9 protein-coding genes are annotated in these 12,117 nt (G+C 38.7%); 6 read left to right on the forward strand and 3 right to left on the reverse strand.

Translation table 11 applies throughout. The features are described 5' to 3' along the window. Positions 1–297: 297 nt before the first annotated feature. From LXF01_RS03990 to LXF01_RS04000, 3 genes are read right to left on the reverse strand one after another with little or no spacing between them, the layout of a single operon-like run. Positions 298–2,310, reverse strand: coding sequence for a TRAP transporter permease (locus LXF01_RS03990; RefSeq protein ID WP_233945035.1), 2,013 nt, complete (start codon positions 2,308–2,310; stop codon positions 298–300). After that, positions 2,307–2,801 carry a DUF1850 domain-containing protein gene (locus tag LXF01_RS03995; protein WP_233945036.1) on the reverse strand — a complete coding sequence of 165 codons (495 nt, stop codon included), beginning with the start codon at positions 2,799–2,801 and terminating at the stop codon, positions 2,307–2,309. The genes LXF01_RS03990 and LXF01_RS03995 overlap by 4 nt, the downstream gene beginning before the upstream one ends. Beyond that, positions 2,779–3,786 carry a TAXI family TRAP transporter solute-binding subunit gene (locus LXF01_RS04000; RefSeq protein WP_233945037.1) on the reverse strand — a complete coding sequence of 336 codons (1,008 nt, stop codon included), beginning with the start codon at positions 3,784–3,786 and terminating at the stop codon, positions 2,779–2,781. Before LXF01_RS04000 ends, LXF01_RS03995 begins: the two co-directional genes overlap by 23 nt. A gap of 438 nt (positions 3,787–4,224) precedes the next feature. On the opposite strand from LXF01_RS04000, the gene LXF01_RS04005 reads away from it, so the two are divergent. The 6 genes from LXF01_RS04005 (at position 4,225) to LXF01_RS04030 (ending at position 12,068) form a co-directional block, all read left to right on the forward strand. Next, complete coding sequence (locus LXF01_RS04005) at positions 4,225–4,818, forward strand: LysE family translocator (RefSeq protein ID WP_078192265.1); 594 nt, start codon at positions 4,225–4,227, stop codon at positions 4,816–4,818. Between the two features lie 112 nt (positions 4,819–4,930). Further along, positions 4,931–5,500: a dCTP deaminase gene (gene dcd / locus LXF01_RS04010; protein WP_005008040.1), complete on the forward strand. Its 570-nt coding sequence runs from the start codon at positions 4,931–4,933 to the stop codon at positions 5,498–5,500. A gap of 244 nt (positions 5,501–5,744) precedes the next feature. Next, positions 5,745–7,805, forward strand: a complete 2,061-nt coding sequence (locus LXF01_RS04015; protein ID WP_233945038.1) for a hypothetical protein — start codon at positions 5,745–5,747, stop codon at positions 7,803–7,805. A gap of 10 nt (positions 7,806–7,815) precedes the next feature. Then, positions 7,816–8,505 carry a hypothetical protein gene (locus tag LXF01_RS04020; RefSeq protein ID WP_233945039.1) on the forward strand — a complete coding sequence of 230 codons (690 nt, stop codon included), beginning with the start codon at positions 7,816–7,818 and terminating at the stop codon, positions 8,503–8,505. A 30-nt stretch (positions 8,506–8,535) separates the two neighbouring features. Beyond that, the gene (locus tag LXF01_RS04025; RefSeq protein WP_233945040.1) at positions 8,536–10,716 is read left to right on the forward strand and encodes a DUF6160 family protein; all 2,181 of its coding nucleotides are present in this window, start codon (positions 8,536–8,538) and stop codon (positions 10,714–10,716) included. Positions 10,717–10,766: 50 nt separating this feature from the next. Beyond that, on the forward strand, positions 10,767–12,068 hold the full coding sequence (locus LXF01_RS04030) for a hypothetical protein (RefSeq protein WP_233945041.1): 1,302 nt from the start codon (positions 10,767–10,769) through the stop codon (positions 12,066–12,068). Positions 12,069–12,117: the final 49 nt, after the last annotated feature.

Here is a 12,117-nt window from a genome sequence, read left to right on the forward strand (position 1 = left end):
GAGGCATATCAAAGGATGTCGCGTTTGTACTTAGTTTTTACAAAATAGCTTTCACGATATTTCTATTATTTTGGCTAGGATCAATTCTTTGAACGGCAGTAACTGTACAAACGCATTGTGTCTTAGATTTTTTGCCAAATGTCCTCTGTTACAAGGGGCTTAGCATTGAAAAAATATAGAGGAACAAATAATTTTAAATATTATTTGAAGTCATTAAAACCCACCCATCAAATGAGGGTACGCCTTAGTCTAAGAAATTAAAAAGCCCGGTAATTACCGAGCTTTTTAATTGGTTTTTTAGGAGGAAAGAGACGGGTTTGCTTTACGTTTAGCAGTGATAATATTCACCGTAATTGCGATGATGACCATGATAATGCCTACAATATCTGTAATGGTTTCTGGAATAATCATACACAGCGCACCCACACCTAAAAAAATACGCCAGAACCAGTTGAGATAAGTCTTGAAATAACCTTCAACTGCGGAGCCTAAAGCGAGAATTCCTATCACTGAAGTGACAGTAATACTCACTATAGTTGTCCATGCAGGAAAGGCAAATTCTCGAGCATTGACTGCAACATTGGTGGTATCAATCATCAGCATGGCAGGGTTATAAACGAATAAAAATGGAACAATAAAACCAGCAAGAGATAGTTTTAAGGCCTGAAACCCAGTGCGCATTGGATCACCGCCTGCAATTCCTGCGCCCGCAAAGGCGGCAAGGGCAACTGGTGGGGTGATGTTTGCAAATAAACCAAAATAGAACACAAACATATGCGCGACTAATACAGGGATATCAAAGTTTGCGAGTGCTGGTGCTGCCATGGTGGCAGTAATGATATAGGCCGGAATAGATGGAAGCCCCATGCCTAAAATCATCGATGCAATCATGGTTAAAAATAAAGTGAGAAAGAGACTACCTGCACCTAAACTCATAATTGAAGAAGTCATTACTGAACCAAAACTTGTCAGATTTACTACGCCGATAATAATACCAACGACAGCACAAGCAGCCATCACAGATAATGATTGTTTGGCTCCATCAACGAGCGCATCTAAAATATCTTTTACACCCATTCGTGTTGATTTTCTTAAAGCTGCTACAAAGATGGTCAGGACGATGGTGTAGACAGCAGCATAGCTCACAGGAATATTTTGAAATAAGAAAAAGACCAGTGCCAAAATTGGAATAAGTAAATGTCCACGCTCTTTTAGAACTTCTTTTACTTTAGGTAAATCAGCTTTAGGTACGCCTTTCAGATCATCTTTACCCGCACGGAAATGAACTTGAGCCATGACGCCAAGGTAATACAATAAGGCAGGTAATAATGCGGCTAGTGCAATCGTGCCATAACTCACGCCAGTTGTTTCGGCCATAATGAAGGCACTCGCACCCATGACTGGCGGCAAAATTTGTCCACCGACGGATGCACTGGCTTCAACGGCACCAGCAAAATTCTTGTGATAACCAATTTTTTTCATCAATGGAATGGTAAATGAGCCTGTGCCAACAACATTGGCAACAGCAGTTCCATTAATACTGCCCATAAATCCACTTGAAATTACAGCAACTTTGGCAGGACCACCTTGTTTATGACCCGCCAATGCCATGGCAAGATCATTGAACAATTTCCCCATACCTGATTTTGCAAGAAAAGCACCAAAAAGGATAAATAAGAAAATAAAAGTGACGGATGCACCAATTGCCGAAGAATATAAGCCTTCGGTTTTTAAATACATATGTCCGAAAATGTCGCTGATGGTATAAGGGCGAGTAATTAATCGATCTGGCAACCAATCAAAGTGACTGATAAATGTATAGGTCAGGAAAATTAAACTTAAAATGGGCAGCATCCACCCCATGACCCGGCGAGTTGCTTCTATGACTAATACCACACTCATAATTGCAAACGCGATATCTAAGGTATTTGGAATACCACCTCGAGTGGTCATAATAGATTGATATTCTTTCCATAAATATAAAAAACTGAAGATGGAAAGCAAAGCCAAGAACCAATCGAGAAGTGAAATATGCTGTCGGGAGCTTGTTTGACGAGCTGGATAGAGTAAAAAAATGAGTGCTAGGCCAATAGCGACATGGGCTGCACGCTGTATTAACTCAGGTAAAGGATTAAACGTAATAAATAAATGAAATAATGAATAAAAGATCGCTACAAATGCAACAAAGTAGGTAACAGATTTGCTCATATTGATTCGAGTAACAGATTCCCGATCAAATTTTTCTAATATGGCTTGTTGTTGTTTCTCATCGAGTTGTTCTAATACAACTTTATCTTCTTTGGAATTCATAGGCATTCTCCAATCCACCAAGACTTCCATTTGGGTTGATATTGAACCGAGATGTTGACCAAACTATAGTCTGGGTAACTTTGAAAAATAGACCAAATTTTTTGGTCAGCGAGGATCGTGCCTTGCATATTTCTAGAAATCACCCAGTTGATTTCATCTATATTTTGATTGACCCGCATTCTAATCACACCATTTTTTTGAAACTCAATGGGATAATTTGAGGGTGTACCTGCACCAAATGAAATCAAATCGGTGTGGTGCAGTAAAAACTTATTCTTTTGACGCTGATATTGTTCAGACCAAGCCGTCTTTTCTACTGAATGCTTCCACTGTAAATCAAATTGATCAGTTGAAATTTTGCATATATCAGTTTCAACTCTAACCTGCGTATACAGTGTTGGATAGCTAGCATAGATTAAGAAGAACAATATAAAAAATGCAGTATAAACTGCATTTTTTTGAAGCTTATTATTTTTTAGCCACTTCATCATAGTAGAGTTTCGCGCCTGGATGTAGAGGCGCTACAAGGCCTTGTTGAGCACCTTCAAGCGTGATTTCTGTTGCTGCTTGGTGTGAAGTTGCCAATTGAGGCAAACTGTCAAAGAAAGTTTTTGTTAGTTTGTAGACATCATCATCCGATATATCTGTGCGAACAACTAATGCATTTTTAATTGCGGCAGTTTGAATGTCCGCAGTATTGCCATATGTGCCTTTTGGAATAATCATCGGTAAGAAATAACTTTGATCTTTAGCTATTTCTTTGACTTTATCTGCATTGATTGAAACTAACTGTAGATCAAAGCTTTGTTGAAGTTCCATGAGTGATGAATTTGGAATGCCACTAGTCAGGAATGCTGCATCAAGCTTGCCACCTTTTAAAGCATCAGCGGCTTCAGCATAGCCTAAATAATCAACTTTAATATCTTTATAGGTGATTCCAAAACCATTCAACAGTGTACGTGCATTTACTTCTACACCTGAATTTTGTGCACCTACAGCGATACGTTTACCTTTCAAATCTTCGATATTTTTGATCCCTGATTTTTTAGAGGTTACGATTTGTACGTAGTTGGGATAAAGCGCTGCGACTTGGCTGACATTCTCAACTTTACCATTTGCGAAACTTCCTGTTCCGTTCAGTGCTTCTGTTAAGCTGTCACTCATAACAAATGCCATTTCAACTTTATTCTGTTTCAGAAGGTTTAAGTTTTCGACGGATGCACCTGTAGTTTGAGTCTTAGAATTTACACCAAAGGTTTTGTTATAAATTTCTGCAAGACTTGTCCCAATCACATTGTAAGGTCCTGATGCCCCACCAGTTGCAATGGTTACGAACTTGGTTTGAAGTTTGTCAGATGTAGCAGTTTCTGCGCTTTTTCCTTCCGTGGTATTTTTTGAAGTAGATTGATCATTTGAGCAAGCAGTAATACATGCCAAAGTAACCGAGAGTAACGTGAGTTTTGTCCATTGGTTCATAGAAACGTCCTTTTACACATAAATTTTGAATATTGATTTGATGAGCTTTAATTTTAATTTCCACTACTCAATTGAACATAACTTAATCAATTATTTTTGAAAAGTATTTTTTTTTTGATTTTTTAGTCTCCAATAAATAATGGTTATGCGTAAGAATGGCATGGAGCTATATCGTTTATTTTAATAATATTTTGTTACGTGTAAAAACTGTAGGGTATACATGGAATCATGTGAAATTTCTATTAATAAATATAAGTTCAAGATATTTCTTTGAATTGTAAGGTGCTCTGAATGACTGTTCAGCTAAGGTTTTGTTTTTCTATTTAAGTTACTGAATTTATAATTAAATAAGGAGTTTTTTATAAGCGTTTCTATTTTTTATTTTGCTAATACGAAACAACTGAATTAATCTTCGCGGATTAAGTTTGAGGTCAAAGTATGATTTCATGGTTTTTTATTGGTCTAGTTATCAGTATTTTGTTAACGCCAGGACCAACCAATACCTTACTCGCATCTTCGGGTATTCAAGTTGGGCTACGTAAATCATTCCGACTCATTCCAGCGGAAGCCTTTGGTTATCTTATTTCGATTAGCCTATGGGGTTTTCTCATTGGTAAAATTTCCGTACATCTGCCTTTACTACCGACCATTTTAAAACTGTTTAGTGCTGGCTATATTCTATTTTTGGCTATGCGATTATGGCGTACAGCAACTGTTGCTGAAAATTTTAATCAAAAGGGCATTCGTGCACGCGAACTCTTTGTTGCGACTTTATTAAACCCCAAAGCATTATTATTTGCATCTGCGATTTTCCCTGCGTTGGCTTGGCAAAATGCGCAGTATTATGTAGCTCACATGCTGATCTTTCTGTTGTTGATTGTTCCTATTGCATTCTTTTGGACCTTTCTTGGTTCCGTTTTGGCATCGAATAAAATTAGTTGGCTCAATCAAGCCAATCTACAACGAACAGCATCGCTAGTCTTGGTCAGTTTTTCGATTCCACTGAGTTATTCTGCGATTTTAAAACTCTAAATTGATTTGAAAATGACTAAATCCGCTTAGTTCGGTAAAGCTTATTTTCATTAAGTCGGATTTCAGTTAAAGTACCACGCAATAATTGATTTAAGTTTTTGGATAGAGATAAATGGCTATTAAGTCTGATCGTTGGATTCGCGAAATGAGCGAAAAACACGGCATGATTGAACCGTATGCAGAAAACCAAGTCCGTTATGATGAAAATGGCGAAAAGCTTATTTCGTATGGCGTGTCTAGCTATGGTTATGACGTGCGTTGTGCTCGTGAATTTAAAGTCTTTACCAATGTTCATTCAGCAATTGTTGACCCTAAAAACTTTGACGATAAAAGCTTTATTGATATCGAATCAGACGTTTGTATCATTCCGCCGAACTCGTTTGCACTAGCACGGACAGTCGAATATTTCCGTATTCCACGTAATGTGTTAACCGTTTGTTTAGGTAAATCAACCTATGCGCGCTGCGGTATTATTGTCAATGTGACGCCTCTTGAACCAGAGTGGGAAGGTCACGTGACTTTAGAATTTTCGAATACAACCAACTTACCTGCACGTATTTACGCGGGTGAAGGTGTCGCACAAATGTTGTTTTTCGAATCAGACGAAGTGTGTGAAACCTCTTATAAAGACCGTGGCGGTAAATACCAAGGTCAAACTGGTGTGACATTACCGAAAGCTTAATCCTTCGGATTTAGTTAAATAAAGCGGGCGAATTAGCCCGCTTTTTTGTTGGGTCATTCATCGGAAAATAGACCATTCGGTGGGGAAGTTTTTGCAATTGAGTAATTATTCAGCATAATAAAAAGTTAAGTGACTGGTCTATCACAAGTCTCCATTTAAGGAATAAATGGACAATAACATCAAAGCCAGTTCTCAGGAATAAATATAAGAGAGATGCAGAGCATCTGATAAAAGGAAGGTCGAGATGACTCAATTCACCCAGGCTAAGTTATTCCGCCAGAGTTGCTTAGCAGCCGCAGTCAGCATTTTTGCTGCACCATCTGTTTATGCGCTTCAAGATTTATCAGATGAAGCACTTTCAGCCACAACGGGTGAAGGTGTTGCACTCACTTTAGAGAATTTCAAAATGGTCTTTCAAGGGCCAAATGACCGTTCTACGGCTTCTAGTTATGCGTCTGGTATGGTTGATCCTGGGAAAAACGATACAGGTTTTATTCGGATTATTCCTACAGGTGAAAACTATGAACAATTAGGGCAGCGTGCTTACGATAAAATCTACAAAGCAGCTTATGTTGATGCTTATCAGCAAGGCCGAGTTACGGGCTATAACGGTGTTTATGACTCAACTTTTATAAGTTCTAAAAGCACTTATGAGACCAATAATGCTACACGAGTAACCAATGAAACCATCGCAACATATTCAATAGAATATCGTGGCCGATTAGTACAGTCTTATCTTGAATCACCAACGATGAAGGCATATTACGATCAGCGTTATGCAGATTATTATAATGGTTCATCGGCTGGCTTACCTTTTGAAAACGATGGCACAACGAAAGAATCAATTACTCCAGGACTAAAAGAAAAGTCACAAACTGCTGCTTTAAAAAATACCTATGAAATGATTGAGTTACTATACGGTAACAATAGTACGGGTAATTTGCCGACCACTTCGACTTTTTATAAAAATTATGTCTCAGGAAAAATTACACGTTCAAATATTATAGATACAACAAAAAATGCTCAGTTGAATGCCAAAGCTGCAGAAACCCTCAATCAGTTGGCAACGGACTATGCCAAGCTTGAAGCTCAAAAGGCAAGCGATGCAGCATTAGCAACCGTGAAGAAAAATGCTGAAATTACAGCAAAACAAATTGCTTCGACTGCGACCGTATCGAGTCTCAGATCGAAAGCAGATGTCTTTATATATGGTTTAGCCTTATCAAACAGTAAAGATAAAAATGGCAAAAGTTCATTAGCAACACGCTATACAGACCAAGGATTTAATTGGGGTACAGCAGAAAATCCATGGCTTTTCCATGCGGGTAATCAAGATGTTGAACAATTTGCGAAAGATAATAAGGGGAATGTTGGTTACTTAGCCATTGAGGCACCATTAAAGAAAATTGCAGCAGATGATGCATCTAACAACATCAAGCTTGGTTTGTGGATGGATGTATTTTCACGGTCTTTAAATTCAAGTAATGTCGTCGATCCGATTACAGGGGCGCCCACCAGTGGCTTAGATAAAGATTATCGATTACGGACTCAAGTTGTTGCGAATGGTTTGAGTTTTAATGGTTCACAAGTTCGAATTTTTCAAACCCTAAAATCAACAAATACCAACTATAACCAAACCTTAGGTTTAGCCAGCCTAATTCGTATTAATACCAACGATCGTGCTGAATCACTCAGTATTAATGATGGTGATTTAGATGCTCGTGGTATACGTATTAGTACAGCTGCACGTTCTGAACTGGATGATGGTACTGCAGCGACACCAGCGATGGATCGATCTGCAGCTCCAATCTTTCATGAAACTGAAGGTCTATATTTATATAGCCCAAACATCAATTTAGTTTTAGGCAATATGTATCAACCCTTTATTGTGGGATCGGAAGGTCGAAATATTATTTTGGAAGTAACACGTATTCCTAACGTGCCTTCTATATACAGTAAAATTTATACCTACTATACAGATATCCCGGGTAATACCACAGGTACATCGGGTTTAACCGCTGCTGACTTTAAAGGTTCAACCTGTAACGTCTATAGTTGTGGTACGGAGTTAAAAGCAAACTCTTCAGATGCGACAGCACTATATCAAGGGCGTAATGCAACACATAGTAGTATTGCAATCGGTACAGTAGAGCGCTTGCCTGGTAATCTGCTGAATGCAAAAAGTACGGATACGGCAACAGGTGTGGTCTTTAAAGGTGTCAATGGACAAAGCACGAATTTAGGATCTGTTGCCATAGATGGCGTCTTGATTCAGCACTTAAAAATAAGAACAACAGGGCTGTAGGAGAAATTACATGTATAAAATTTTATGCGCTGTTGTTTGTGCGGCACTGACACAAACTCATGCAGGCTTAATGTCTATGGATAATAGCGAACTTACCGCTGCAACCGGTCAAGGTGGTGCTGATCTCAGTTGGACACTTTCATTAAACCATCAATATGCCAATGATATGTCAAAAAACAACATATCAATCATGGATGCGAATGGTAAAACGACTCAAGCTTTTTATGGATATCAATGTTCATCCAATGAGTTTTGTCGCTTAGCACTTGCGCCCAATAATCATGTGGATGCAAATGGTAATAAGAAATGGTTGGTGTTTAAACAGTTTCAAGGAACGTTACAGATCGATCAATTTTCACTAGATGGTGTGACGATTATCAATCGTGAAGGCAATCCACAAACGGCTATGCAGTTGACATTTTATGATGATAAGCCATTAAAAATTAGAAATTTAGGTTTTGCTACGTTGGCGGTGGAAACAGGGACCACAGGTAAGGAAGGTTATGAAAATACCAGTACTTATACGACCTATACCGAAAAGAAAGCTGATGGAACAACTTCAACTTTAGCTGTGCCTGATTTTGATCGTGGTTCAGAACAAGGATTTATGGGTGTTAATGTGCATGGCAACATGCACATGAGTGGAAAGTTAAACATCTTCAGTTTTAACTGCACTGGAAATGGTGCAGGTCGCTGTTAATCAGCTGTGACTGAATATAAGGATATTGTGATGAAAAAAATAACAACTTTAACGGCACTCGCAACCAGTATTTTACTTGCTCAACACGCCTATGCTTTTGAAGCGATGACCGATGAAAGCTTGGGTGCAGTTACTGGCCAAGATGGTATTTCGATTACCCATGAAGTTTCTAGAGTCAAAGTTGATCAGTTAAATTGGGTTGACCCAACCGACCAAAATAAGATGAAAATGGGTTTGCACAATGTGCAAATAGATGGTGTTGGGCAAAGCACCATTACATCAAAATTAGATTTTGATGTCGGGACTACGGATGCTGGTGTAGGCATGCGTATAGCTGCGAGTGTCAGCCCATTTACGGCTGTTGCACAAAATATTATGTTGCTGTGTCAAGGTGCAACGTGCCAAACGCCTACACAAAATTTAGGTTCACTTACGATTGCAACATCTTCACCTTTAAAAGTATTACTTGAAACCAGCAATGGTCTATTTAACCGTAATGATACGGCATATATGGAATTTCAATTGCAAAATGCCAGTATTAGTCATGGTATGAATGGGCATAGCGTAACCTTAAAGGACTTTAACTTTAACTTTGCTGGTTCAGGTTATATGTATGTCGCAGCTGATGAAGGCATTGTTCTCACCACAAAATCCACAGGGAGCAAAGACCATACGGTCAATTTGGGGCGGGTAAAGGACACTTCAGATGTGCATAGTTCACGTAGCGATGCCACAAACCCCGGCGTTAATATCGATCTACGCTACGCTACTGATGGTGGTGCGCAGCGCAATTTAATTCGTATGGGAGCATCGGGTGCTGTCACCAATGCACGAGTTGCCTTAAATGCCAATCAAGAGGGAATCAAAGATTTTGGTCTAGCAACGAAGGCTTCTGGATATGAGTCCGTTGGTTCAGGTGGTTTACATTTAGGTGTGCGCGCGGATTTCACTTCAAAGGATGATCCTAGCCTTGTTGCAGGTCAAGCACTGACAACCTTAGAAATTGGCCATACGGGTATTGGTAGTTATGCCATTGAGTTTTCTAATTTAACGTCTTTAGTTGCTGATAAAAATGCCTATATTGATTTTGGCGATATTTATATCAATACCATTCAAGCAAAAAGCCTTGATTTTCTGGTAAATGATAAATTAAAAGCGACATTAGGTTTAACCAATAATGTTTTAACCCAGAATCTGTCAAATCAAACGGCGGGCGGAAATTTTGCACTAGTGGCGATTCGTGGTATGGATTTTCAGTCCATCGCGCGTACCGCACGATTTATTTCTGATAACTCAATTGCCGCAATTGCAAGTAATGACAACAGTTGGGGGATTGGTATCCCGATTTATAATATGAATGCCAATGTTGCATTATCAGAGAAAAAATACAGTTATAAAAATGCGGCTGAAAAATCAGGTATTGGCTATAACCTTGTAATGAGCACAGATGGTTATGGTGTTGATAAAAATACAGGAACGCCAAGTACAACATCCATTATTTTGATTGATGGTAAAAAAGGTATTAATGGTCAAGAAGTCAATTATTATGCAGGCTTACGAAACATCAATGCACTTATTCAATCTGATGGTGTGATTGGCTATGAAAATGATGGCATCTATGTACGTGCAGATAATTTATTGATTGCAGCCAATGCCGAGTTAGCGATTGGTCAACTGCCGGGTTCAACCTATAACTGTGCGACTACAGCTTCTGCCAAATGTGGGACCACAGTACCTTTAGATAATTTCTCTAAACGTGATGATGTGTTGACGAATATTGCGTTTAAACTCGATGGTAAAGGTGAGCTATTTATAGTACCAGGTCTAAATGACAGTGCAGAAAATAATTATTTATCTTTCCGTGGAAGCTTTGAATTTAAAGCATTAACAGATGCTGAAAAGAAAGATCAAAAAGTTATGGGAAGCTATTTAAGTTTGATGAATGAAGATGTAAATGCCAGCGGTGTCGTTTCAGCTTCAAGTATCAATATTAATAAAATGCAGGGCGATCTAGGCTTTGATGCTCGAATTAAAATGAAACAAGATTCGGTAGAGTTTGATAATCAGGTAAAATTCAATCCAACCAATAATATGTCTAAAGCGTTTCGTGCAGAAGTTTCGATGTTAACAAATGGCAATATGCAAAAGATGGCGGATATTGCCCTAACAGGTGGAACAATGCGAAGTACGATGGGGATTACTCCACGCTAGTAAAATTAAATCAATAACAAATAAATAAAATAACGAACAGGGAATTTGTTATGAAAAAGAAGTTAATCAGAGGTTTGATATTCTCGACATTTGCGATGAGTAGCTTATCTCATGCAATGATGGCTTTAGATGATGAAAGCTTATCAAAAGTTGATGGTCAAGCTTTACTCTCCATGGAATATACGCAGGGGTATAATTCTGTGGATGAGAGTGGACAAGCCGTTGACCAATCCAAAGTTGGATTTTATAAACTTGGTTTGGAAGCTGAAATGGAGCTCAATGCCAATATTAAAAAGCTCCAATTGGGTTGTGGTGGTGCAAATGGCTCAGGTGCTTGTGATATTGATATTGATCATATTTCACTGAGTGGCTTGCCTGCAAATAGCAATTATACGTCGGATGAACGTGCGGCAACTTCAGCTTTGCTGACCAATCCTTTTATCGAAATTGCAATTAAAGATCCGAAATCAGCGGCAACACGTGAAGTGATGGGCTTTCGTTTGAGCGCTGAAAAAATTTCTGGATTAATGACATTAGGTACAGAAAATAGCAATACACCCAATGGTATCAATACCTTTAGTGGTTATATGAAAACAAAAGCGTCTACGGGTGTTGCAACAACTGCCGAGCGTGTGATGGACTATGCTTCTACGCAGCAATACATTGAAGGGGCTGTTAAGGGGACATTATTTGGTGCTGAAGTTGATCTACCGCTTCACTACAAATCAGATAATTATTCTTTTAATTTAAAATCAACCACGGCTCCTTTTACGATTCCAGCCACTGTTGTAAGTGGGAATCGAATGACAGATGTACAGTTAAAGGGTACAGGAACTGTTGATCGTCTAGATTTTAGTGGTCCATTAGAAGCTCAAATCTCTTTACTCGGTTTAAACATTAATTTGAATAAAGATGTGACGGGGTATCTTACTGGGCTAAAAACCGATATTACGGTAAATCAAAGTTTAGGTTTGATTCACGCACTTTATCTAAATAACCCTGCTTCGCTATCTTTACAAGCTCAAAAAATACTCTGGCCTGGTGCTGCAGTCGCAGCAGAAAGAGGGTGGTGGCTGGCGATGGAAGATGAAGTCGATTTGGGCAGTATTACACCATCAGATAAAGTGGCGATTACGGATGAAGTATTGAAACAAACGATCGCCGGAATTAACCATGACCTAAGTACCAATGTTCGTAACTGTGGAGATTTACTCTTTGGTTGTGTTGCAGGTTCTTCTTTGGATGTTAAAGAGATTAAAAACCCGTCATTAATTGATTTCCCATTAACCAATTTAAAACTGTCTGGACAGGAGTTTCGTTCTAACTGCTTCGGCGGTCTGAAATTCTGTTAAGGCTTAAAATATTTCATATAAAAAATCCCGCACTTAGCGGGATTTTTTA

The sequence above is a fragment of the Acinetobacter sp. SH20PTE14 genome, assembly GCF_021391555.1.
GTDB lineage: Bacteria > Pseudomonadota > Gammaproteobacteria > Pseudomonadales > Moraxellaceae > Acinetobacter > Acinetobacter amyesii.

Excerpts from the sequence above, each read along its gene's own strand:
- LXF01_RS03990 (WP_233945035.1), bottom strand. The coding sequence starts at position 2,310 with ATGAATTCCAAAGAAGATAAAGTTGTATTAGAACAACTCGATGAGAAA.
- LXF01_RS03995 (WP_233945036.1), bottom strand. The coding sequence starts at position 2,801 with ATGATGAAGTGGCTAAAAAATAATAAGCTTCAAAAAAATGCAGTTTAT.
- LXF01_RS04000 (WP_233945037.1), bottom strand. The coding sequence starts at position 3,786 with ATGAACCAATGGACAAAACTCACGTTACTCTCGGTTACTTTGGCATGT.
- LXF01_RS04005 (WP_078192265.1), top strand. The coding sequence starts at position 4,225 with ATGATTTCATGGTTTTTTATTGGTCTAGTTATCAGTATTTTGTTAACG.
- dcd (WP_005008040.1), top strand. The coding sequence starts at position 4,931 with ATGGCTATTAAGTCTGATCGTTGGATTCGCGAAATGAGCGAAAAACAC.
- LXF01_RS04015 (WP_233945038.1), top strand. The coding sequence starts at position 5,745 with ATGACTCAATTCACCCAGGCTAAGTTATTCCGCCAGAGTTGCTTAGCA.
- LXF01_RS04020 (WP_233945039.1), top strand. The coding sequence starts at position 7,816 with ATGTATAAAATTTTATGCGCTGTTGTTTGTGCGGCACTGACACAAACT.
- LXF01_RS04025 (WP_233945040.1), top strand. The coding sequence starts at position 8,536 with ATGAAAAAAATAACAACTTTAACGGCACTCGCAACCAGTATTTTACTT.
- LXF01_RS04030 (WP_233945041.1), top strand. The coding sequence starts at position 10,767 with ATGAAAAAGAAGTTAATCAGAGGTTTGATATTCTCGACATTTGCGATG.